This is a genomic window from Pygmaiobacter massiliensis (assembly GCF_900199435.1).
GTDB lineage: Bacteria > Bacillota > Clostridia > Oscillospirales > Ruminococcaceae > Pygmaiobacter > Pygmaiobacter massiliensis.
Map to the genome: position 1 here is coordinate 992569 of NZ_OAML01000003.1, position 21882 is coordinate 1014450.

The window sequence follows — 21882 nt, forward strand, 5'->3', positions numbered from 1 at the left end:
TGCTTTGTTTCACCTCAAATTAAGTGTTTTTACTCTCGGATAGCATCAAGCCAATTCCGATCAAGATGCAAAATTAAGTTTCTTGTAATTCCTCCCAACACAATGTTGACATTCAGCAAACCAAACAATCGCTCCTTTTCATCAAGTGCAATTTCTCCACCAAACACAGAAGCATAATCTAATGATTCAGGTGGCGTGAAATAGAATCTGCGATGGTCGTCATTGATTTCCATCCAGAATAGGCGTTGTCCACCATTCACATTATTATAATTGCGAGTAAAGTAGACGCGACAACGTCCTTCGTCGGAGGCCGCGAATTCATCCTCAGGAAATGGCCTGTTACCAACGAAATGAAGAAATACTCCTGTAGCGGTTGTCGCGATAAAACTGGATTTTATTATTACAAGTTCGTTTTGAAGTTGTGATAAGATTTCATGGTATCCGTCAGCACAATACTGTGCAAAGATATTTTGGTCAAAATTTTGATTGCGAATTGCAGAAATGAAAGTTCGCTGAAAATCATTCCAGTGTCCAGCTTTTATGCAATTCACTGATAAGTAGTTTGATTCAAATTCCACAAGAGTGTTTTTTATTTGGTCAATCAAGTAATTGTTAGCATATGAGATTGTCTTAATGCCATGGGCGTAGGCAAGTTTTTCGGCCTCCGCTTGAAAGCCACTTGCCGAAAAGTAGACACCAACTTCTGCCTTCCTAGGATAGGCCTCTTCAGGACTAACACCATCTGCGACAAAATAGTTTTCTTGAATATCTTTCACCACTCCGATATATTCCCGAATATGTTTTTTTGCTAACGGGCTTCTATAAAATTTCACTTCGCCCAAAAGACGCAGCGGATAGGAAAATGGAATCAAACGATTAAAATCGCAGGGACAATCAATTTGGTGCCAGCATCCGCGCCCTCTGATTTCTATAAACCCCTCCCGGTTCTTTCTTACCCGTTCCTGAGGTTCTGTAGCGAAGGCTATCAGAGTGAAACCGTTTTTCCTAAGGAGTTCATTAATTATTACTTCGAACAAATATCCTTTTAGTTGGCTGCGATACATACTAAATTCATTCCGCATAATATTTTCCCCACCCTTTTCGTTTACTACTTGCTTTTAGCCGAGGTTAAGGTTCTAATCAACTCGTACCAGTTTTCTAAGTACGTTTCTGCTTCTGGTAGATGGAAGATTAAGTGCGGCTCGTTTAGGCAGTTAATAAAACATAGAATGTCTTTTACTGGCCGCCGTTTTTCGGTTGAAGATAAGTAGTTACAGGAGCTTGTTTTCAGCGCACCTTTCACATCTTCTAAACCATGGCTTTCTGTGTTAAGTACTAAGCGATACAGTAGCTAATTGCTTTTCTGGTAACAAAGCTAAGCTAACATTCAATCGTTACAAAATATCTGCAAAATACCCAGCATTGGTTCTGGAAAACATAACTTTCGATGGGAACACATTCTCGCCCCTATTTGCTAAATCAACTAAAGTCATCGCCCATCCAGATAACTCTTCTGGAATTCGATAGCACTTTACCTCGTCTTCTTCTAAAATCGTAACTACTGGAATCATTCCTTTGCTTATGCCTACTGATAATACATCAAATGTTTGATGTCCATTTTTTATTTCAAGAAAAGGTTGCTTGTCAATGTCAAAGTAAACCTTTGCTCCTTGGCGATTTATTAAAAAACCATTAGATAAGTCGTTATCTGTAACAGCATCAATTGGCAACGCAGGCGTTTGTCTGCCGTTTCCCATCCGTTCAAAATGCTCAGCAAGACATTTACAACAATAAGCGTTGAAATACTCACCTTGCATATCAAGGCTTTTTTTTATATCTTCCACCGATTGAAAATGATTCATGAAATTTAAGAGAGCAATGAACACTATCAAATCATCCGAGTATGTTCCAGCAAACGTCTTATACCATGCCGTGTTCAATTCAATGGCTACTTGGTGTAATTTCTTGTAAAGGGCAAGCTGCCGCTCATTGATAACGAACCAACTCTTATCGAGGATTTTCTTGTTTAGTGGTTCTTCAGGCGAAGCATATTCCAATTCGTTATGTAGTGCCTTAAGCAATTTTGAAATGATGCCTGCCAACATATCAGCCATACGAATTCCGCAGGAGGTCAATGAGTCTGCCTCGGAAACTGCGCATAAGCCCGCTCGTTCAGCGGCTTTCACTGTGTTGCTATTTTCGCCTTCTTTGTCTATGGTAATCGAATAATCATGAATGCCTTTTTCATCCAGAAATTTTCTAAATCCCACGAAAGCGATGTCATAGTTCCAGTCAATTGTTTTAATCGAGGATACGTCGTCCAAGAGCAAGAGAATTTGGCTAAATTGCTTAATTTCCTCTTGTTTCAACGTTTCGTTTGCCTTATCTTTTTCGATTTGGGATGTAAAGAAGTTTTTCAATAAACCAATAAGTTCACTTGTGTTATTATACATCCCCGCCATAATTTCGCTTGGCTGATACAAGACTATTGCCTTCGTGATGGAATATTTCATCGCATCCATATTCACGAAAAGGCTGTTTTCATATTCCTCAAATAACTGATAGATTATGTATTCGATTTTACTTGTGACAGCATAATAGACAAGGATTCTTCCATCGAACAGCGTCAAGAAGTCCTCTAACAAGGAAAGGCTGTCAGCGTTCAAGGAGGCAAAACCACTTTTTAGTTGGCTTTGCTTGATAGTAGTGCTTTTTAGTTCGCCGTTTGACTGCCTGTGCTGATATTTAGACTCAAACGCTGCGTATCTTTTATACAATCCGGCCTGATTGTCAGAGAACCAGCCAACGATAACCGCAATAAAGCTGTCGAAATAATTCTCTGCAGTAATGGTTTTATGGTTGATTTTTCGGCTATGCTCAGATTCATCATAATAGAAATTATATTTACTCACAAATTTGGCTCCTTCTGGCAACAAAATACATTCTGTATAAGCAGGTAGGATGTTTCGATTATTGCTATAAATTTTCCGTGTGTGCTTTTATGATACCATTTGAAGCCATCGGAAAGAATTGAAAAAATGCTCAAAAAATAACCAAAAATATGTGGGATATTACATTATTTTCTATTTTTCGCAATATATTGAAAGGAAAAGCAAAAAACTCTTGGCACAGCAGCTGCAAAACACACTGTTCTAAGAGCTTTTTAGTATCTTATTTATTTAATTTTTTATCTAAAAGATAGAAGAACTTCCGCCTATCTTCATAAAATTGCCGACGCCCGCAGGCAGGGGATAGATACTCATACGGTAGATTAGCTGCGGTAACATTAGCAAGTAAACTGTGATAGTTCACCGAATCCACCTCCATCGCAGTTTGCTCAATCAGTTCGATGTCCCTCGCAAGCTGCTGAGCACGTTCTGCCTTGGCTGCGGTTGGGTCCGAAGTTCCACTGCCGTGGGGCTCATTGCTATATGTAACTGCGCCAATTCCGCGCAACGCTGCAAGTCGCTGCTTTTTTTCGTCATACTGCAAGCAGAAGTTTTTTAATTCGCGGTAGCGGTATTTTGATATTTCATATTTTTCGAGGTTTAAATCCTTTTGGTTTGGCAAAGTTGCGTCCTCCTTCTGCATTTGACGATGTTCTTACTCTGTACGCTCGTTGGCTGTTTTGAAATGTTCTGAATCTATTTCAAAGCCTACATAATCCCGGCCAGCGTTTAACGCTGCTATCTTGGTGGTGCCGCTGCCCATACAGCAGTCGAGGACAAGCTGCCCTGGCTCTGTGTAGGTGTGGATCAGATACTCAAACAAGGCAACCGGCTTTTGCGTCGGGTGAAGGCCGTCCCGTTGGCAGGGGAAGGTAAGTATCTGCCGCGGATAATTTGTGTATTTACTGGTGTATGCTTTGCTAAGTGTCTTCGGATCATAAACGTAATCGCTGGCAACCTTTTTCGCTGTGTGCGGTTTTGGATTTGAGATTGCAATAAGCCCTTGCGGATTGTAGATCGGTGTTTTGCGATAGAACACAACGACTTCCTCGACGCAGCGCAAAGGCTGGTATTTCGCGAATGGAAAACCGGTGACTTGGTTTTTGTTCCAGTACCAAGCGTATTTGAAGTGGCGGCGATTGCTGTTAATTAAATCGGTAGTGAACGGCTGCGCAGCGGTAAATACCATTGCACCGTTTGGCTTGCAAACGCGGTTTAGTTGCTGCCAAAGCTGGTCGAAGGGGATAAGGCTATCCCAGCGGCACCCGGTAATGCCATAAGGCAGATCAGTCAGCACCATATCCACACAGCTATCGGGAAGGAGCTGCATCCCAGCGATGCAGTCCATGTTAAAAAGTTTGTTTGTGTATTCCATATTGTCCTCTCTCCTCTGCTTATTGGTTAGATGTAACCACTCCTTTCGTTCTCGGCTTTTACACCCAGAAGCGTTAATACCCAGCAAGGCTCTTTTGGGTTTCCTCTCCATTCTGGACGTGCCCCATGCCGTAGCCGTGCCGTTATCGTGCAATACAATTTGGGACTATCTGCCCGGTACCCGTTCCGCAGGCATATTTCCATTTGTCCATTAGCATTCATTGCGGGGCCAAATCGCGCGGCATAGCAGGGTGTGTCGGAACGGTATTCTTCCAGTTTTTCGCCTGCTGCGATCATGTCGAACCACTTCTTTTTAATTGGCAATGTTAGCATGACGGTTACTCCTTTCTGTCGTCGGTCACAATCTCGCGCCAAAGCCATCCGCTGGGCCGAGCATGCCGCTCGATGAAAAGCCGGCGGCGTAAGGTGTAGTCGCGGGATTTTCTCTTTGTGAATTTGCTTTTGATTTCCACTACTTCAACTGTTCCGCTGCGGTAGTGAAGTACAAAGTCTGGCTTGAATACCGCTGCCGGAAACTTTTTGCCGCAAAATTCCGCTGCCGGGTAAAGTTCAAACTCTCGGTGTAGTTCGCATTTTGCAATGGTGCCATTGCGCAGCCCGGGCAAAACCTCGGCAAGATAAAACTCGCGCTCGCCGTTGCTGTCAAAAGCATCTTTGGGCAACTTTGCAGGCATTGCGCTTTTTCGCTGCTGCCCGGCGGCAAGCTGGCGGGCAATTTGCCGCTGTGCATCTGGACCGAGACGGCTGATATCAATCCCCATTGTGCCTACCTTGATTTGCGAGCAGCTCTTTTCTTGCGCAGCAGTACAATCTGGTCAAGCTTAAAGCATTCGCGGTAAAGCACCTTGTATTCTGCGGACCGCTTGTCCGGAAATTCCACGGTTACAAACTGGCCGAGCGGGTGAATAAATACCAAGGTGCCGATGGTTGGCTTTTCGGTGGCCGCTTCAAATTTGCCGAGCGGTGCTTTCGCGTTTTCGGGGCGAATAGCCCGCACGGTTGCGCCTGTTTTCAGTTTCATAGATATGTACCTCCAAATTTTCGTTATACAGCAGGGAAGTCCTCGAAATTCTCTTCCGCTGCTCGTTCCCATGGAATCAGCCGGTAGAATTGACAGGGCAGGCCGTTGAGTGGGTTTTCGTAGTTCTTTACGCCGCTGCCATCGCCAACCGACTTGTCTATGTAGTAGCCCTTTTTCGCCTTAGGCTCCTTAGCCCATTCGGATGCTGATACTTTGATGATTTTCACTGTCGGCTTATCGAGATTTGTAGAAGCAACCCAGCGGCGCTGATGCCGGCCGGCACTGTCTTTTCTGTGCTTGGTTTCTTTGATAAAATAGTAAGCCAGATTAGCAAGGTGCTGTGTATCCCGAATCGGTGTGCCGCGCAGGGTGCCGAATTCCCGCCACATTTTTTGCAATGGGCGAATGTCTGCGTCTGGAATAATCATGTGATGGTGAATGGCCGTGCTTTCGTACTCTGTAACATAGACATATTTGAGTTCGTTTCCCAATGTCTTTTTAAAGTACTCCCGCATTTTTGCGACCTGCTTTTTAAACACTGCCTTTGCCTGTTCTGGTGCAGGCCTTCTTTGCGGGCGATAGGTGAATACTAGATGCCAGTCATTTGCTTTGAAGTTCGTGAAAAGCAATAGCCGGAGCTTTTGTTCTGCGTTGGCATCGTTGACTTTTTCCACATCCAGTGGGGTAGGGTTGCAGTTTTCAGATCGTGCGATGCCTTTAATGCCAACCCTTGCGGAGTATGTTTTCTTTATCTCGATGATGCCGCCGGCATTGTAGATTTTCTTAATATACGGCACTGTGCTGTGACCCCCTTTCAGATTCCAGTTATTAATACTTGAACCTAGGCAAACGGCGGCTTTGTGCCGCTTGCAAGGAATAGAAAAGGGTGGTATAATATTCTCAGTTACGTGGGAATACTTTTCCACCCGAGTCCTTCATGGTGCCAGCCGTGAGGGGCTCTTTTTTTGTGCTTTTTGGTTGAAGTGCTGTTCCAGTGTTTTGAGGGCCGAAGCGCTGAGCATTTCTAGTTCAAACTCGGTGCGCTCAAGGTCGCTAGGCGGAAAGCGGGCCTGTCCTTTTTTCTCAAGCCGCCAGTTTTGGTAAAGCAGGTGCATGGCGGGGTGAGATAAGTTGAGTAAGTAATAGGGGAGCGGGTTGCGTTCTCGCCGTGCGCTTTTCGCAAACATTTCACTGCGTTCCTGCAGGATTGCCGCTGCCAGTTCTTTTCTGGTCATCTGCAACGCTCCTTTCAATGTGGTTCTCGGATATGTAGATGCACCGTCCGTTGTCGAGCTGCACCAAACAGCGTTTTGGGGCACGTTCCAGAATACTGCCGCCGCAGTAGATGGCACCCTTCATTCCGCGAAAGCAGCCGCAGGTGACATACACCCGCTCGCCGGGCTTGAATTTGTTTTTGAAAAGCCGATTCACTGCTGCACCCCCTCGGAGAGCAAATACACTTTGTGCGAGCCGTAGCCTGACCAGTGCAGCGCGTTTTCGTGGGTGTCCACTGCAACGTCCAGTTTGTTTTGTTTTACTTTGCTGCCAATATCCTGCGCTTGCCGAATGCCGACCCCTTCGATGTAGATCCAACTACCAAGCGGAATCACTTCCGGATCTGCCGAAACGCTGGCACCTGCAGCGACAGGCGCGCCGCTGGCGGTGATACCGGTGCCGGTGCCGCAGATGTGCGGGTAAGCTTCGCAGCAATATGCGGTGCAGTCAAATTCACCGAGGTATTCAACCTCAATGGGTGCGGTCTGTTGAAAAGCCATGGTTTCCGCTGCTGCGGTTTCTTTTTGTTGAATCGTGAGCCGCTCGATAGTGGCGTTTGCAGAATCTAGCAAAGCCTTTTGCGTCTGCATCCCGTTTGCAATGACAAAGCCGAGTAGTAGCACGACACCGGCCATGCCGGCAGTGTAAAAGGAAAGCCGCTCGGCGCGATGCCGCTCGGCTTGGTAGGCGGTGCGGTATTTACGCGCCAGTATTTCATCCGTGCTACGCGGTTTCGAGAGATTCTGCGTATTCATTTGCAATCCTTTCTACATCCTTGCGAAGCTTGTCCGCTGCTGTTTGGATGCCGTATTGCTCCGGCTCTGCATGGAGTGTACGGTTGATACGGTCGGCAAAATCGCAGAGCATTTCTGAAAGCTGTGCGCCGTTTGGGTTTGCGTGGTCGGTGTTTACCTCTGCGGTGTAATTGCCGAAGTGGTCCACCAAAATGTTGATGGAACCTAATTGTTTTACTGCCATGTGTATTTCACTTCCTTTTGGCCGCGCTTAGCAGTTCTTGGATAGCGAGCTTTTTGCCCATTGCGAAAAGCAGCGCGGTGTTTGTGATTTTGCCATAAAGGCGGCTTTGGGCATTGTCGGTGCGGTCGAACAGCTCTTGCAGCTCCTGCGGGGAGCAAGCTGCGTAGTAAATTAAGTAGTGTTGGTGTGCCTGCTCGAAAGCAGATAGTTCCTTGGGCTGCGGCATATTACGTTGCCTCCTGCTGGTTTGCGTGTGTTATGACAACACGAGTGCAATTTTTTCTAGAGTGGTGCGGCCGCCGACAAACCCGAATTTTTTTGCTTGGTTGTAAATGGTGCGACGCTCGTACCCGAGCAAATCGGCAACTTCCGCAGAAGTGTATAGCATTTTTGCGCCATATTTTTCTGATGCGATGCGTCGAAGGCCTTCCAGTGTGTCACGGTACAGCTCTTTTTCTCTTGGCATTTTGTATCACTCCTTTAGAAGTCCGTTTTATTGGACATATATAATGGTATAATTTGGATGCAAGGCTGCTAAATTGACAAGATGAAGTTGGAAGGCAAATAAACCCCCGTTTAATTGTTCTGTTTGTATTCCGCTCATTCAAATGGTAAAACATGGTCGAAAGAAGGTGGAAATGTTTGATTGATATTTTTTTCTCCATATTAGGGAATTTGGTTTGGGTCACATTGGTGTACGCTTATAAGTGCTGGCAGAAAGTTGAAAAAACAAAAAAATACTATATTTTGATAAAATCGTTGTTCTTTATAAACATGTCAGTAGGGATTTTGTCTGCCATATTCGCAGTTGAGAGTAACGGACTAATTTTTGTCTTGCGAGCGGTATCTGCATTCGGATGCTTTGGAACGTCTGCTTTTATGTTTTTCAACTTTGTAACGCTCACACAGCGTTTCGAGCAAGCCGCCAAAAAAAACTCCAGCACAACAAAATAATGCAACTAATTCGGATTTCCCCATTGCTTGTCCTTTCTTATGTAATAGATTTTTCAGCGATTAGTTCATCTATAGCTTTGCGAAACACAACTTCTGCAGTTTTCGGATTACGCTTCCCATTAAGTACAGCATTTGTGTATTCACGCGAGAAGCCTAAATGCGCAGCTATTTCAGATTGGCTTATATTGTGTACATGCATTTTGCCTACGATTTCAGCGGTCCATTGTGCAGACATACAAAGTTCACCTCCGTTCACAATTTTGAGATTCAAAATGTTTACATTTGTGAACAAAAGTGATATAGTGAAGTTGTTCAGACAGTCACATCACCGAAAGTTCACTTTTGTGAATCCGTTGCTCACAGTATAGTACACTTTCGGAAACTTTGCAATACGTTAAATTCACATTAGTGAACTTTTAGCGTACTGCACAATCTTTGGGAGTGAGTATTGTGTTTTTCGATAACTATTGTGAACTTTGCAAAATCAAGGGGAAGTCTCCAACAGGTGCCGCCTTGGAAATAGGATTAAGTAGGAGCGCGGTGTCGGCATGGCGAAACACGACTAGGCTACCGCAGGCTGCACAACTGCAAAAAATCGCAGATTATTTTGGTGTAACAATTGATCAATTGTTAGATGGCGAACAAAAAGAAAACCACGCCGCAAAAAGCGACGAGGTAACATTTGATGACTTCACATATGCGCTGCACAACCAGAGCAAAGAGCTGAATGACGCAAATAAGGAAAAACTTTTAGATATGGCACGAATGCTAAAATTAGCGCAGGACGCGCAAAAAAACAAGTGAGGATATCACCATGGTGTCACTGGAATCCATTTATGAGGATGTAGACCGGCATAACATTATAATTTTTCAATATGCCTTGGAGGATATGGCAGACGGTGCAATTATAGGCAACGCAAATGGATATGGCGTGTTTTTGGATTTTTCGCAATACAAAACAGTGCGTCAATACAAAGCAGCACTGATTCACGAAACAAGCCATTGCGCAACAGGGGCATTGCATAGAATTGATAGTCCTTTTGAGCTGGTGGAGCGCAATGAATATAAAGCACAACGCAGATCTTATGAAACATATGTGCCAGTAAACGAGATAAAACAGGCTATGCAATATGGATATACAGAGCCATGGGAAATTGCTGACTGGTTTGATTTGCCGGAAGAAGATATAAAAAAAGCCCTGCACTACTGGGTAGAGTGCAGGGGTGTGAATTTTAACAGTATGGAGGGTTAATATCAATGCTAACGATGGATATAATCCGTTCGGTAAAGCCGGAGCGTATTGAAAAGGGTGCAAGCCTTTTGAGTTTGCCCGACGAGTATGTATGCATCGATTTAGAAACAACGGGACTTGATCCCCAGTGTGATGATATTATCGAGGTATGTGCTTCTCGAGTAGCCGGTGGCATTATTAAACAAACATATAGCACATTAGTTCGCCCACCTTTTCAAATTAGCGAGTTTATTTCAGAACTAACAGGGATAACAAACGAAATGCTTAGAGACCAGCCGACGATTAATACCGTTTTGCCCGAACTGTTGGACTTTGTTGGGCGGTCTGTTATCGTAGGGCACAATGTTAATTTTGACATTAATTTTTTATATGATGAATGCATCCGTCAAGGGGGAGAAGCATTCCCTAATGATTTTGTTGATACTATGCGAATATCGAGAAGACTGTTTCCCGATTTTGAAAATCATAAGCTGAAGACATTGGTAGAAAAATTTGAATGTAGCCGGTGTAACACACATCGTGCTCAAGAAGATGTAGCAGTAACGGTGCAATGTTATGAGTACATGAAAAACTATACTATAAATAATAATATTCAGATAAGTCAATGCAGAAAATCAAAAAATCATTCAACATTGCGAGCCAAAGACATCTCCCCCAATGCCGAAAAGATTGATCCGTCTAATCTTTTTTTTAATAAAACTGTCGTGTTCACTGGTGTTTTAGAACGGATGACTCGTAAAGCCGCCATGCAGTATATCTCTGACATTGGAGGCTTTAATGGGGATGGAGTTACCCAAAAGACAAATTTTCTTGTGTTAGGTAACAATGACTATTGTGCCAGCATTAAAGATGGAAAGAGTACAAAACAGAAAAAAGCGGAAAAGCTAAAGCTCTCTGGCAACGACATTGAAATTATTTCTGAACGAGTCTTTTACGATATGATAGAAAGCGAGGCGTGAAAAGTGCTTTGTCCTGATAATTACATAAAATTTGAGTCCGATGAAATAAAATTTGAGTTTTTAAAATCTCACGGATTTACCAACGCAGTAACAAATGGGGAAGTACCTTTAGTTTATCGAGGGGTATTCACCAATGCTCCGCAAGTATGCGAAGCGGCAGGAAGAATAGATAACGAGATAATGGTAATTGCTGTTGCAGGTCAGCTGCACAAGATAGCATGTGACTTTTTACTGCAGATGCAGCCCACTGTGAAAGTTTTAAAAGAGTTTAAAGAAACAGGTGATATTAATTGTATTCCGCAGATGACATTCTAAAAATTGTAATCGAACAGGTGCCTCAAAACTATTTAGATGTATGTGCAATAAAAGCACGAACATTAAAAAATAAAAATAAGTTTTGTGTAAATATTGAGGTGCTTATTGCTCCTTCTATATACTATTCGAATGTGGCGACCCAGACGCTTTGTAAATTTGATGGAAAGTGTTTAGTTTTTCAAAATCCTGCTGAAGTGATTGAGGCTCTGGATTTTATAGATGTAATGCGGTTAAAAGCAGCTATTAAAACGCATTTACGAACGCTTTTTACCTTTGAACAGTTTGGCTGCTGTAGCCGCTATCGAGAATGTAGTAATCTAAAATGTTGTACACACGAAAACCCATTCTATTCCGGGGCATGCATGTATCGCAAGAACTTAGAGGCCGGAAAGGTTTTCTATTGACCTCAAAATGGAAATGTGTTGGCAACATATATTCTGTAAATAAAAAAATCCCCCACCGGCGGCAACCGGCAGGAGATATAGAAGAACAGCTTACCCCGAAGGATACGCAGCCCACAACTGTATTGTATCACCTCTGGGGTAGGCTTATCAAGTCATACTTTGGAGGTGTTTTATTATGGCAAAAAAAGCTAAAACAAGAAAAGACGGTCTAATAGAGAAAGTGGTGGACGGACATCACTTTTATGGGCGCACAGAACGAGAAATTTTGAAAAAGCTGAAGGACTACCAAGGAACAAAAGAAAGCGGCATTTCGTTTACCAAATTGGCCGAGGACTGGTATAACAAGCATATTAATACCGTGACACCAAACTCACAAAAAAGTTATAATGCAGGATATAAGAAATGCACAGAATGGTTTCGTGGCACTCCGTGGAAGACAATTCAGATTTCAGACTGCAATGCTTATATGAACCATCTCATCAGCCGCGGGTACGCATTTAAAACTGTTTCCAATGCTATGTTGGTATTGCGGTTGATTTTAAAGCATGGTTGTGTAACCTATAATGTAACCGAAAACCCTATGGTGCTGGTGAAAGTACCGCGAACGCTGCCCAAAACAAAGCGCCGCTGCCCAGAACAATCTAATTTGGAACTCGTGAAGTCTCACGGCGACACGCCAGCGGGATTGATGCTCTACTTCATTTTATATTCGGGGTTACGAATAGGGGAGCTGCTGGCGCTAAGATACGAAGATATTGATTTTGATGCAAAAACAATTTTTGTGCATCGCTCCATTTATTTTGAAAGCAATGTGCCACACGAGAAGGGACCCAAGTCCGAGGCTGGCACGAGAACCGTGCCGCTGCTGGAATGCTTAGTAGATAAAATTCCACATAAAAAGAAAGGCGTTGTGTTCCCGGATCTCAATGGCGAATGGTATACCAATAAGCGCATCTGGACGGTGATGGACAACTACCGGAAGGAAACCGGCGCGAATGTAACGCCCCATGAGCTGCGCCACGCTTATGCAACGATGTGTTTTGAAGCTGGGCTTATGCCGAAGGACGTGCAGCATTTGCTGGGCCATTCCGACATTACTACTACGATGAACATCTATACCGACTGGCGTGACAACCGAATTGTGAATGCCGCAGATAAACTCAATAAAGTGAAGTTTTGAATGGCTTCGAGATTTACGAAGAATTTACGAAAAAATGCGGGTAAAACGAGTGCTTTTGAGGTTGTTTTAAGTAAGCCATACAATAAAGAAAAACCGCATTGTTTAGCCGTTTTGGCTTCACATTGCGGTTTTATCTTATGGCGGAGAAGGAGAGATTCGAACTCTCGCGCCAGTTTCCTAGCCTACGCCCTTAGCAGGGGCGCCTCTTCGACCAAGCTTGAGTACTTCTCCATGCTTGCTATCAAAGTGATAAGCAACTATTAAATTGACACCTTTTGCAAGATGATGGCGGAAAGGGTAGGATTCGAACCCACGGAGCATTGCTGCTCAACGGTTTTCAAGACCGCCTCCTTCAACCACTCGGACACCTTTCCACAAATGAGTGCTTAGCTATAATAGCATATACAATATGGCTTTGTCAACAGCTTTGTCCCATTTTTTTCAAACTTTTGATGAAACCATTGAAGAAGAGAAGCACAACAAATTTATTATTTGGCAAGTAAAAGATTTCTATTCACTTTTCCATAAATTGGAAAAGTATAGTTTAAAACGGTGTCTGGAGTGGCTTTGCCCAAATCATATAAAACCTCGCTATTTTTACAAAAAGCCCTGAAAAATATTCTTAAATGGCTGTTATTTTAAATTTATATCGTATATAATAAAAGACAATGCTTTGAAAAGGTGGGATACTATGGCTTTTTGCGAAATTGCTTTTCGGGACTTAACAGAAAATCCGTTTTCTTTAATTGGTGACGACTGGATGTTGATTACCGCTGGTACCGAAGAAAAATGCAACACCATGACAGCCTCTTGGGGCGGGCTTGGCGTTTTGTGGAATACACCCGTGGCTTTCACCTTCATTCGTCCCCAGCGCTACACCAAAGAGTTTGTAGATGCACAGGAAGAATACTCGCTTTGCTTCTTTGAGGGCATGCATGATAAATTAGGCTATCTTGGCAAGGTGAGCGGGCGTGACGAGGATAAGATTGAAAAAGCAGGGCTCACTGTGGCGGTTGAGGATGGTGTTCCTTATTTTAAGGAAGCACGACTGGTGCTGTTTTGCCGCAAAAAATATCGGCAGCAGATGACACCTGAAGCGATGTTGGACTCTGACATCATCGCAAAGTTTTATCCTCAAAATGATTTTCATGAAATGTATGTAGGCGAGGTTACGAAAATTCTGAAAAAGGAAGTATGAGTGTCCCGGCACTTTAATGCCGGGTATCCTCAAAGCGGACAAGCCTTACATATATAATAAGAACAGACCGAAAGGCTGGTTACAAGATGGTACTTACAGTAGATATCGGAAATTCCAACATTGTGCTCGGTGGTTATGTCGACGGGCAATTGTCCTTTTTTACGCGGTATGCGACCGAGTTGAAGATGGAGGCAGACCAATACGCTGTAGAACTCGGCGGACTTTTTAATCTACATGGGGTTGACCCTGCGCAGATTACGGATGTTGTAATTTCTTCGGTTGTGCCTGGTATTACCTCACTGGTGGCGGGTGCATTGAGCAGACTGATTGCAGCAGAACCTTTGTTTTTGATTCCCGGTAAAAGTAATACCGGACTAATAGTAGATATTGACAACCCGGCAGAGCTGGGGGCAGACCTGCTGGCTTGTGCCATTGCCGCAAAACAGCGTTTTCCGATGCCCTGCATTATTGTAGATATGGGCACTGCAACCAAGCTGACTGCAATGGACAAAAACGGCAATGTTTGCGGCGTGGCAATTATGCCTGGTGTGTTTATTTCGCAAGAGGCACTGAAATCGCGCACCAGCTTGCTGCGTGGCATTGAGCTCGAAGCTCCCAAGCATGCTATCGGACGCAATACCTCTGACTCTCTGAAGAGTGGCGCTGTATTTGGCAACGCTGCGATGATTGACGGCATGGTGCAGCGTTTTGAAGAAGAGCTGGGTCAGGTGGCAACTGTGGTTGGCACTGGTGGCATTGCGCGTAAAATTGTGGCATGTTGCCATACTAAAGAAGTGATCTATGAGCCGGAATTGCTGCTGGACGGCCTTTATCGGTTCTATCTGTTAAATAAAAAAGATACAGACCCCACCTAACAAACACAAAAGGAGAATGAATGATGGTTGTAATTACAATGGAAAACGGCAAGGAAATTAAGCTGGAGCTGGATGCTGCTGCTGCACCGAAAACCGTAGAAAACTTTTTGAAACTGGTAAACGAGGGCTTCTATGACGGTCTCGGTTTCCACCGTATCATCCCCGGCTTTATGATTCAGGGCGGCTGCCCTCTGGGAACCGGCACCGGCGGCCCCGGCTACGGCATCGAAGGCGAGTTTGCCTCTAATGGACATCCCAACCCGATTAAGCATTCCCGCGGTGTGATTTCTATGGCACGCAGCATGATGCCGAACTCTGCTGGCAGCCAGTTCTTCATTATGCATCAGGATGCTCCGCATCTGGACGGCGACTACGCTGCTTTTGGCCACGTGGTGGAAGGTATGGACGTTGTGGACGAAATCGCTGCGACCAAAACCGGATTTGGCGATAAACCGAAAAAAGCTCAGATCATGAAAACGGTGCGTGTGGTCGAGGCATAAGATGAAAAAGCTCGTTCGTTTTTTCTGTGACCGCAGTCTGGTCATCTTTCTGATTATCGGCGGGCTGAACACCATCATTTCGATGGCGGGCAGTCAGCTGTTGCTCAATGCACTGGGATATTGGGGTTCCACCGCCCTGATGTTTACCCTGTGCAGCTTTACCAGCTTTTACTTTAACCGCAAATACAGTTTTGAAAGCAAAGCACCGCTGCTGCAAAGCGCGGTGCGGTTTGCGGCGGTAATTGCCGGTTGCTACTTAATCAGCTTTGGTCTTTCGCATTGGCTGGTACCCACGGTACTTGATGCTTTGTCGCTGGGCCTGAGTGTGGAATGGAAAACCCGCATTGCCATGTTGGTCGCACAGGTTATCTTTACCGGTTGCAACTATATTGGCCAGCGCCTTTGGGCTTTTAAAGAGTAATAATAATAGAACAAACACCCGCTTGCAAGCATTTTTGCAGGTGGGTGTTTTGTGTTTTGACTTATACAAAAAATAATAAAATATTTTACACAATATTATATTGACAAACTATATTATATTGAATATAATATGTGCAGTGGTATAACATACACATGCAAAAAAGATGGAGGTGAATTGTGTGGCATTCACAACAGGCACAGCGATGATGGATGCAATCGTGCTTTCGGTAGTGGGCAAAGAGCCGGAAGGCACCTATGGTTACAAAATTACGCAAGATGTACGCAGCGTCATAGAAGTGTCAGAATCTACACTTTATCCGGTATTGCGCAGGCTGCAAAAAGATGGTTGTTTGGAGACCTACGACCAGGAGTTTGGCGGGCGCAACCGTCGATATTATAAAATCACACCGGGTGGGACAGAGCGCTTACAAGCGCATCTTTGCGATTGGCAGGATTACAAGACGAAAATCGACCGGGTTTTTTATGGGGAGGAAGCAGAATGACGAAAAGGGACTTTTTGCTGGCGTTAAACGATGCGCTTGGCTCGATGACCGGCGATGAACGCAGCGCGGCCATCAAATACTACAGCGATTATATTGATGATGCAGGTCCAGAAAACCTGGAAAATGTTTTGCAGGAGCTGGGTTCTCCTGAGCAGGTAGCGGCCTCGATTTTGGCAGATGCGGATGCTGCCCAGCAGGCTGTAAACGGCGCAGCGGCGGCCGAAGCTTCTCGCACGATGCCGCCCCCAGCACCGCGTGCTCCCGGCGGGATGCCCGTTTGGGCATGGATACTGCTGATCTGCCTGTTATTCCCGGTTTGGCTGCCGATTTTGGCAACCCTGGGCGGCTTGCTGGTAGGCGCAATCGGCATAGGTATCGGATTTTTCGCTACAACCTTTGCTTTGCTAATTTGCGGCGTTGTACTCGTTTGTGTGGGCATTGTAACCGCATTTTCTGCCCCGCCGCTAGGGCTGCTCGTTATGGGCGTTGGCTGCATTGGGCTTAGCATTGGTGCGTTGTTCTGTATGGGATGCGTATTCCTTTGCCGCACAGTAATTCCTGCTACGGCACGTTTTGTCGGGCGGATATGCAGCAGAATTTTTCGCAGAAGACAGCCGAAAACGGCACAGGGCTAACTGAGCAGAAAGGGAAGGCTTTTTATGAAGAATTTTTATAAGGTCATGGCAGGCCTGTGTGCTGGCTTGTTGGTGCTGGGTGTTCTGTTCTCGGTGCTCGCGGTGTACACAGGGGCCAGCAGATATGTGACGGCCGATGGTACAATAGAGGTGACGGATTACATCCGGCTGCCGGCTTACTGGCTGCAAGATAGATGGGAACAGGAACATGAGGTGCAGGTTCCCGAAACCCCGCAAAGCAACTCTGCCGGCGTGGTAGTAATTGAACCCGAGCACAATGGCGATACCGCTGTTTCGCAGCCGAATTCCGCAGCTGATGAAGTTTCCAGCGTCCCCGTTTTCCAAAAGGGGACCTACGAAATTCACAGCATTGACGCAGAGCTGGGCGCAGGTGAGTTTATTCTGCGCCACGGTGACGGGTTCGCCGTTACCAGCGAGCGTGGCGATGTGGGCAAAATCAATTCTTATGTCGAAAACGGCGTTTGGAAATTGGAAGGCCCCGACCACCTTGTCAATTTTGCTAAAACTTTGGGTCGCGTTACGATTACGGTGCCGAAAGACTTCTATGCGGAATCTCTGGAAATTGAACTGGGCGCCGGTAAAATGACGATAAAAGAGCTGACTGCCAAATACGCAAGTGTTTCCGTAGGTGCAGGCCAGATTGAGATGAAGGACTGCTACCTCGAATCCGCAGATTTGGAATGTGCCATGGGCGAACTGCTGTTTGACGGCACGCTGACTGGCAAAGGATCGATTGACTGCGGTATGGGCAATGTGGAAGTGTACACCAAAGGAAATCCGCAGGACTATGGCTATAGCGTAGATTGTGGCATGGGCAATGTAGAAATTGCAGGCCACAAATACAGCGGCCTTGGCGCAGAGGCGGTACAAAATACCGGCGCCGCAAATTATTATGAGATTGATTGCGGCATGGGTAATGTGGAATTCCGCATCGGATAAAAGCGCTGCAGAAATTCGGCAGCGGATACCTTAAAGCGTTTTAATGTAAATTATTGTTAAGAAAGGAACGATGACAAATGGAACCGAAAAAACTGACAAAAGATCGCTCTCGTGCAATGCTGTGCGGCGTTTGCGCAGGCCTTGCAGAGTATGCAGGCATTGACGTTACCATCGTGCGACTGCTCACTGTGCTACTGGCGTTTACCAGCATTGGCCTGATTTTATATATCATTGCCGCCATCATTATGCCGGATAAAACTTATTAACTGTTTTCAATCACCCTGTGATTAATTATGTGAGGAGAATATAATATGCGAAAAAGAATTGGAAGCGTTTTGTGGGGCGTTGCCTTCATCATTGCCGGCTTGGGTTTTGCAGGTAACGCATTTGGCATCTGGGATTTTGACATCTTCTTTGATGGTTGGTGGACCCTGTTCATCATTATTCCGGCCATTATCAGTATGGTAGAGAACGGCCCCAATACCGGCAACAGTATCTGGCTGATTGTAGGCGGTGTGCTGCTGCTTTCCGCCCAGGATATTATTGACGGACGGATTGTTGGTAAGCTGTTCTTCCCGGTTATTCTGGTGTTGATTGGATTTTCCATCATTTTTGGTAACCGTGTGCGCCAGTCGGTGCCGCAAAGCGCATTTGCAAGCGTGCCTGTGGGCGGTGTGCCGGGGTATAACGCTATTTTCTCAGGCAACGATGTGCGCTGGCCGGCAGAGCAATTCACTGGCGCAAGCCTTTCCGCTGTGTTCGGCGGCGTTACGCTCGATCTGCGCAATGCAATTATTACAGAAGATGTCGTCATTAACAGCACCTGCATTTTTGCGGGCATTGACATCTATGTACCGCAGAACGTACAGGTTAAGGTTGCCGGTGTGCCGGTATTTGGCGGGGTGGATAACAAAGCTGCCAATGCAGCACCCAATGCACCTACCGTATATGTCAACAGCACCTGCATTTTTGGCGGCGTAGACATTAAATAAGTCGGTTTTCTTTTGGCTCCTCCAGGGCTTAGGCTTTGGGGGAGTTTTTTTGCGCGCAAAAAAATAAGGCAGCGCAATATAAAAAATTGCAAAACCTGTTGACAATAAAAAAATATGTGATATAGTTAGTTACACAAGTAATTAACCACACAACCAATACGGGCAACAGCGAGGTGAGATGTTTGAACTTAAATTTGACTGAGGAAAAATCCATCTATCTACAGATAAGTGAAACGATAGAGGACGATATCCTGCGCGACATTTTGCTGGAAGAGGAGCGGGTGCCCAGCACCAACGAGCTGGCAAAGCTTTATGGTATTAACCCGGCCACTGCAGCAAAGGGCGTAAATCTGCTGGTAGACAAAGGTATTCTTTATAAAAAGAGAGGTATCGGTATGTTTGTACAAACAGGGGCGAAAATGCAAATCGTCGCGCAGCGCAAATCAGAATTTTATGAAGCATTTGTTACGCGTTTGGTCGCAGAGGCGAAAAGCCTTGCCATCAGCGAACAAGAACTGATCGATATGATCCACAAAGCATTGTAAGGAGAAGAGCGGAATGAATAACGTGACAACACAAACCCTTTCCTGCACCGGCATCACCAAAACTTATGGTAAAACCGAGGTCCTGCACGGTGTTGACCTCACACTGGAAAAGGGTAAAATTTATGGCCTCATCGGCCGCAACGGCGCAGGCAAAACCACCCTGCTTTCTATTTTAACAGCACAGAACCCCGCTACCAGCGGCAGCGTTGTTTTTGATGGTGCAAAGGTGTGGGAAAACCAGGAAGCACTGGATCATATCTGCTTCTCGCGTGAGCTGAACCCCATGACTTCGCTGGGCCAGAACAGCTTTAAAGTAAAAGAGTACCTGCGTATGGCTGCTACCTACTACCCCAATTGGGACAATGCTTACGCAGAGCGCATGGTCAAAGAATTTGGCCTGGATAAGAAAAAGCGAATCGCCAAGCTCAGCAAAGGCATGATGTCGATGGTTACGATTGTTGTAGCACTTGCTTCAGGCGCTGATTTCACGATTCTCGACGAGCCGGTAGCGGGCTTGGACGTCGTAATGCGCGAGCGTTTTTACGACCTGCTGCTCGAAAACTATACCGAAACAGGGCGTACCTTCATCGTTTCCACCCACATTATCGAAGAGGCTGCCAACGTGTTTGAAGAGGTTATCATCATCAAAGACGGCCGCCTGCTGATGAAAGAGAACACCGAAGAGCTAGTTGCTTCCTTTGCGCATGTTTCGGGCAAGGCCGAGGATGTGGATGCTGCCACGGCTGGCCTCGAATGCTACCGCGCTGAAAAAATCGGCCGTTCCAAAGCAATTTGTGTGCGCACCAAACCGGGCGATTCTATACGCAAACACACCGAAAAGTACGACCTGGACGTAGAGCCTATGAACCTGCAAAAAGTGTTTGTGGCACTGTGCGGTGAAGAAAAACAAGAGGCGCAGTTCGCCTAATGCAACACTGGACGCCAACCCACGAAATTGGGTGGGGATGGCACCGAGAAAGGGAGAGGTTTTCATGAACCAAGGGATGATTCGCAACCTGAAATATCAGGGGCGTATAATGGGCGAAATGCTGCTGTACACCCTGCTTACCGCTGCGGCAATGCTGGTATGGCAGGCACTTACCACGCCGCTTTCTTACCTTGCTGCCAACCTTGCAGTAAACAGCGTGCTGTTTTTGGTGTTCGCAGCGTTTATTTGGAGCGCAGGCTGCTTTTTGGCAATGCACACCAGTTACATGCCGTATATGTTAGCGATGGGCACGACCCGTAAAGCCAGTTTTGCTGTTTGCCAGCTTTCTAAACTGGGCTATGCGCTTGGCATTATTGTTATGGGACTTATTGCAAACGGATTTATCGGCGCGCTTTCTTCCGAAGAAAAACTGCCGTTTACCGGCTCGATTATTTTGCTGGTTTTTTGTGCGACTATCTTCTTTTGCAGTATGATGGAAGTTGTCGGCATTATGGCAAAACGCTTTGGCAAATGGGGTATGATTGCCTACGTTATTATCTGTATGATTATGGGCGGTGTTGTAGGTGGCACCGTTGCTATGTCCGGTACAGGTACGCTTGCTGACATTGCACAACACCTGATTCACTGGTCAAGCGGTAATGGTTTGCTGTTTGCTGCTTGTGGATTGTTGCTGCTGCTCAGTGCGCTGTCTACACTGCTTTGCTGGCGCATTTATCGCAAAATTGAAGTTTAAGCCGTCTGCTACGGCGATTATCACTGATTTTACTCGTGTGGCTTTGGGGCGGGCACTTCGCCCTCAAGGCACTTTCCCGAAAGGAAGGGTCATAAAACAATGTTGCTTTCTATCAAACAACAATTTAAACTGCAGTGGGATAATCTGTGGCAGTTTGCGCTGATTATGCTGGGTATGTTCGTCGTTGGTTTCATCATCGTTTCGGTGCTGGTAGCTACCGGCGTAGCAGATACTACTGCAACGCTCGCTTCACTTTTCGCTGTTCTCGGTCTGGGATTCTGGTTCTTTGGCGTAGGTGCCCAGATGAGCATTGGCTTAAACAATGGCATTACAATGAGCCGTACCCGCAAAGGTTACCTCGCGGCCCATTACGTGGTTAGCCTGGTTTATACTGTGGCACAGTGTGCGCTGATGCTTCTCCTGTTTCAGCTGGACCGGCTTATGCTGAGAACTTTCTTCTCACATCTGAAGCTTGATGTGGATTTTTCCGTATTCTTTGGTTGGAAAGTCCTGCTGCTGGTCGTGGTGGCTGGTGTCGTGGTGGCATCTTTCCTCGGCGCGCTGCTGGCCCGTTATGGCAAAACCGCTTTCTGGATTCTCTGGGCCATTTGGATGTTTACTTTTCTGGTGTTGCCCCGTGCAAGCGAGGCTGCCGCGGAAAGTGGTAATGCCACGATTCTTGGCATGATTGCGATTCGTGTGGTAGAGTTTTTCACCAGCATTCCGCTTTCTACTTGGAAAGTTTTGGGCGGAGTAGGCTTGGTAGTCTGTTTGATTAGCAATTTTCTGCTGGTCCGCAAAACAGCCGTTACAAACTGAATCAAGAGAAAAGAGCGCCGTTTTAGTGGAAAAACAGCGCTCTTTTTGTTATACTCAAGAAAGTACCTGTTG

General features: G+C 45.6%; 35 protein-coding genes and 2 tRNA genes. 20 read left to right on the plus strand and 17 right to left on the minus strand.

Going from position 1 to position 21882, the window contains the following annotated elements; all coding sequences use genetic code 11:
• Positions 1 to 29 precede the first annotated feature (29 nt).
• The 14 genes from C1A11_RS09230 to C1A11_RS09290 all read right to left on the minus strand — a co-directional run bounded on the left by C1A11_RS09230 (position 30) and on the right by C1A11_RS09290 (position 8083).
• On the minus strand, positions 30 to 1082 hold the full coding sequence (locus C1A11_RS09230) for a PDDEXK family nuclease (RefSeq protein WP_102050189.1): 1053 nt from the start codon (positions 1080 to 1082) through the stop codon (positions 30 to 32).
• A 312-nt stretch (positions 1083 to 1394) separates the two neighbouring features.
• The gene (locus C1A11_RS09235; RefSeq protein WP_102050190.1) at positions 1395 to 2912 is read right to left on the minus strand and encodes a hypothetical protein; all 1518 of its coding nucleotides are present in this window, start codon (positions 2910 to 2912) and stop codon (positions 1395 to 1397) included.
• Between the two features lie 259 nt (positions 2913 to 3171).
• Complete coding sequence (locus C1A11_RS09240) at positions 3172 to 3570, minus strand: hypothetical protein (RefSeq protein ID WP_145995747.1); 399 nt, start codon at positions 3568 to 3570, stop codon at positions 3172 to 3174.
• Positions 3571 to 3603: 33 nt separating this feature from the next.
• A complete protein-coding gene (locus C1A11_RS09245) occupies positions 3604 to 4323 on the minus strand; it encodes a DNA-methyltransferase (protein ID WP_102050192.1) in 720 nt (239 codons plus the stop codon).
• 26 nt (positions 4324 to 4349) lie between these two features.
• On the minus strand, positions 4350 to 4655 hold the full coding sequence (locus C1A11_RS13900; protein ID WP_102050193.1) for a hypothetical protein: 306 nt from the start codon (positions 4653 to 4655) through the stop codon (positions 4350 to 4352).
• A 5-nt stretch (positions 4656 to 4660) separates the two neighbouring features.
• Positions 4661 to 5104: a DUF1064 domain-containing protein gene (locus C1A11_RS09255; RefSeq protein WP_102050194.1), complete on the minus strand. Its 444-nt coding sequence runs from the start codon at positions 5102 to 5104 to the stop codon at positions 4661 to 4663.
• Between the two features lie 5 nt (positions 5105 to 5109).
• Positions 5110 to 5364: a hypothetical protein gene (locus C1A11_RS09260; protein WP_102050195.1), complete on the minus strand. Its 255-nt coding sequence runs from the start codon at positions 5362 to 5364 to the stop codon at positions 5110 to 5112.
• A gap of 23 nt (positions 5365 to 5387) precedes the next feature.
• Positions 5388 to 6161: a rolling circle replication-associated protein gene (locus tag C1A11_RS09265; protein WP_102050196.1), complete on the minus strand. Its 774-nt coding sequence runs from the start codon at positions 6159 to 6161 to the stop codon at positions 5388 to 5390.
• A gap of 138 nt (positions 6162 to 6299) precedes the next feature.
• Positions 6300 to 6599, minus strand: coding sequence for a hypothetical protein (locus C1A11_RS09270; protein WP_102050197.1), 300 nt, complete (start codon positions 6597 to 6599; stop codon positions 6300 to 6302).
• Entirely contained in the window at positions 6553 to 6795 is a 243-nt protein-coding gene (locus C1A11_RS13705) for a hypothetical protein (RefSeq protein WP_145995748.1), read from the minus strand. The genes C1A11_RS09270 and C1A11_RS13705 overlap by 47 nt, the downstream gene beginning before the upstream one ends.
• Positions 6792 to 7394: a 3D domain-containing protein gene (locus C1A11_RS09275; protein ID WP_242965896.1), complete on the minus strand. Its 603-nt coding sequence runs from the start codon at positions 7392 to 7394 to the stop codon at positions 6792 to 6794. Before C1A11_RS09275 ends, C1A11_RS13705 begins: the two co-directional genes overlap by 4 nt.
• Positions 7363 to 7617 carry a hypothetical protein gene (locus C1A11_RS09280; protein ID WP_102050198.1) on the minus strand — a complete coding sequence of 85 codons (255 nt, stop codon included), beginning with the start codon at positions 7615 to 7617 and terminating at the stop codon, positions 7363 to 7365. Before C1A11_RS09280 ends, C1A11_RS09275 begins: the two co-directional genes overlap by 32 nt.
• A gap of 7 nt (positions 7618 to 7624) precedes the next feature.
• Entirely contained in the window at positions 7625 to 7843 is a 219-nt protein-coding gene (locus C1A11_RS09285) for a hypothetical protein (RefSeq protein WP_102050199.1), read from the minus strand.
• A gap of 30 nt (positions 7844 to 7873) precedes the next feature.
• Positions 7874 to 8083: a hypothetical protein gene (locus C1A11_RS09290; RefSeq protein ID WP_102050200.1), complete on the minus strand. Its 210-nt coding sequence runs from the start codon at positions 8081 to 8083 to the stop codon at positions 7874 to 7876.
• 176 nt (positions 8084 to 8259) lie between these two features.
• Between C1A11_RS09290 and C1A11_RS09295 the strand changes: the two genes are divergently transcribed.
• Entirely contained in the window at positions 8260 to 8571 is a 312-nt protein-coding gene (locus C1A11_RS09295) for a hypothetical protein (RefSeq protein ID WP_102050201.1), read from the plus strand.
• Between the two features lie 37 nt (positions 8572 to 8608).
• Here C1A11_RS09295 and C1A11_RS09300 read toward each other — a convergent pair whose 3' ends face one another.
• Positions 8609 to 8806 carry a helix-turn-helix domain-containing protein gene (locus C1A11_RS09300; protein ID WP_102050202.1) on the minus strand — a complete coding sequence of 66 codons (198 nt, stop codon included), beginning with the start codon at positions 8804 to 8806 and terminating at the stop codon, positions 8609 to 8611.
• A gap of 215 nt (positions 8807 to 9021) precedes the next feature.
• Between C1A11_RS09300 and C1A11_RS09305 the strand changes: the two genes are divergently transcribed.
• The 6 genes from C1A11_RS09305 (at position 9022) to C1A11_RS09325 (ending at position 12681) form a co-directional block, all read left to right on the plus strand.
• The gene (locus C1A11_RS09305; RefSeq protein WP_102050203.1) at positions 9022 to 9375 is read left to right on the plus strand and encodes a helix-turn-helix domain-containing protein; all 354 of its coding nucleotides are present in this window, start codon (positions 9022 to 9024) and stop codon (positions 9373 to 9375) included.
• A gap of 10 nt (positions 9376 to 9385) precedes the next feature.
• A complete protein-coding gene (locus tag C1A11_RS09310; protein WP_102050204.1) occupies positions 9386 to 9823 on the plus strand; it encodes a hypothetical protein in 438 nt (145 codons plus the stop codon).
• Positions 9824 to 9828: 5 nt separating this feature from the next.
• Complete coding sequence (locus C1A11_RS09315; RefSeq protein WP_102050205.1) at positions 9829 to 10782, plus strand: exonuclease domain-containing protein; 954 nt, start codon at positions 9829 to 9831, stop codon at positions 10780 to 10782.
• Positions 10783 to 10785: 3 nt separating this feature from the next.
• Positions 10786 to 11097, plus strand: a complete 312-nt coding sequence (locus C1A11_RS09320; RefSeq protein ID WP_102050206.1) for a hypothetical protein — start codon at positions 10786 to 10788, stop codon at positions 11095 to 11097.
• Positions 11073 to 11501, plus strand: coding sequence for a hypothetical protein (locus C1A11_RS13710; protein ID WP_145995749.1), 429 nt, complete (start codon positions 11073 to 11075; stop codon positions 11499 to 11501). Before C1A11_RS09320 ends, C1A11_RS13710 begins: the two co-directional genes overlap by 25 nt.
• A gap of 175 nt (positions 11502 to 11676) precedes the next feature.
• Entirely contained in the window at positions 11677 to 12681 is a 1005-nt protein-coding gene (locus C1A11_RS09325; protein WP_102050207.1) for a tyrosine-type recombinase/integrase, read from the plus strand.
• Between the two features lie 138 nt (positions 12682 to 12819).
• Here C1A11_RS09325 and C1A11_RS09330 read toward each other — a convergent pair.
• Together C1A11_RS09330 and C1A11_RS09335 are read right to left on the minus strand one after the other, a co-directional pair.
• Positions 12820 to 12912: transfer RNA gene (locus C1A11_RS09330), tRNA-Ser, on the minus strand.
• A 55-nt stretch (positions 12913 to 12967) separates the two neighbouring features.
• A tRNA-Ser gene (locus tag C1A11_RS09335) sits at positions 12968 to 13055 on the minus strand.
• Between the two features lie 317 nt (positions 13056 to 13372).
• Here C1A11_RS09335 and C1A11_RS09340 point away from each other — a divergent pair.
• The 13 genes from C1A11_RS09340 to C1A11_RS09400 all read left to right on the plus strand — a co-directional run bounded on the left by C1A11_RS09340 (position 13373) and on the right by C1A11_RS09400 (position 21810).
• Positions 13373 to 13879, plus strand: coding sequence for a flavin reductase family protein (locus tag C1A11_RS09340; RefSeq protein WP_102050208.1), 507 nt, complete (start codon positions 13373 to 13375; stop codon positions 13877 to 13879).
• Between the two features lie 86 nt (positions 13880 to 13965).
• Positions 13966 to 14754 (plus strand): type III pantothenate kinase, encoded by a 789-nt coding sequence (locus C1A11_RS09345; RefSeq protein ID WP_102050209.1) that lies wholly within the window; start codon positions 13966 to 13968, stop codon positions 14752 to 14754.
• A 23-nt stretch (positions 14755 to 14777) separates the two neighbouring features.
• Positions 14778 to 15254, plus strand: coding sequence for a peptidylprolyl isomerase (locus C1A11_RS09350; protein ID WP_102051053.1), 477 nt, complete (start codon positions 14778 to 14780; stop codon positions 15252 to 15254).
• A gap of 1 nt (position 15255) precedes the next feature.
• Positions 15256 to 15675, plus strand: coding sequence for a GtrA family protein (locus C1A11_RS09355; RefSeq protein ID WP_102050210.1), 420 nt, complete (start codon positions 15256 to 15258; stop codon positions 15673 to 15675).
• A 178-nt stretch (positions 15676 to 15853) separates the two neighbouring features.
• Positions 15854 to 16177 (plus strand): PadR family transcriptional regulator, encoded by a 324-nt coding sequence (locus C1A11_RS09360; RefSeq protein ID WP_102050211.1) that lies wholly within the window; start codon positions 15854 to 15856, stop codon positions 16175 to 16177.
• Entirely contained in the window at positions 16174 to 16812 is a 639-nt protein-coding gene (locus C1A11_RS09365) for a DUF1700 domain-containing protein (RefSeq protein WP_102050212.1), read from the plus strand. Before C1A11_RS09360 ends, C1A11_RS09365 begins: the two co-directional genes overlap by 4 nt.
• 24 nt (positions 16813 to 16836) lie before the next feature.
• Complete coding sequence (locus C1A11_RS09370; RefSeq protein WP_102050213.1) at positions 16837 to 17772, plus strand: DUF4097 family beta strand repeat-containing protein; 936 nt, start codon at positions 16837 to 16839, stop codon at positions 17770 to 17772.
• 77 nt (positions 17773 to 17849) lie between these two features.
• The gene (locus C1A11_RS09375) at positions 17850 to 18038 is read left to right on the plus strand and encodes a PspC domain-containing protein (protein WP_102050214.1); all 189 of its coding nucleotides are present in this window, start codon (positions 17850 to 17852) and stop codon (positions 18036 to 18038) included.
• Between the two features lie 45 nt (positions 18039 to 18083).
• Positions 18084 to 18764: a LiaF transmembrane domain-containing protein gene (locus C1A11_RS09380; RefSeq protein WP_102050215.1), complete on the plus strand. Its 681-nt coding sequence runs from the start codon at positions 18084 to 18086 to the stop codon at positions 18762 to 18764.
• A 173-nt stretch (positions 18765 to 18937) separates the two neighbouring features.
• On the plus strand, positions 18938 to 19309 hold the full coding sequence (locus C1A11_RS09385; RefSeq protein WP_423242025.1) for a GntR family transcriptional regulator: 372 nt from the start codon (positions 18938 to 18940) through the stop codon (positions 19307 to 19309).
• A gap of 13 nt (positions 19310 to 19322) precedes the next feature.
• Positions 19323 to 20237, plus strand: coding sequence for an ABC transporter ATP-binding protein (locus tag C1A11_RS09390; RefSeq protein ID WP_102050217.1), 915 nt, complete (start codon positions 19323 to 19325; stop codon positions 20235 to 20237).
• 64 nt (positions 20238 to 20301) lie between these two features.
• A complete protein-coding gene (locus C1A11_RS09395; RefSeq protein ID WP_102050218.1) occupies positions 20302 to 20991 on the plus strand; it encodes a hypothetical protein in 690 nt (229 codons plus the stop codon).
• A 99-nt stretch (positions 20992 to 21090) separates the two neighbouring features.
• The gene (locus C1A11_RS09400; RefSeq protein ID WP_102050219.1) at positions 21091 to 21810 is read left to right on the plus strand and encodes a hypothetical protein; all 720 of its coding nucleotides are present in this window, start codon (positions 21091 to 21093) and stop codon (positions 21808 to 21810) included.
• Positions 21811 to 21882: the final 72 nt, after the last annotated feature.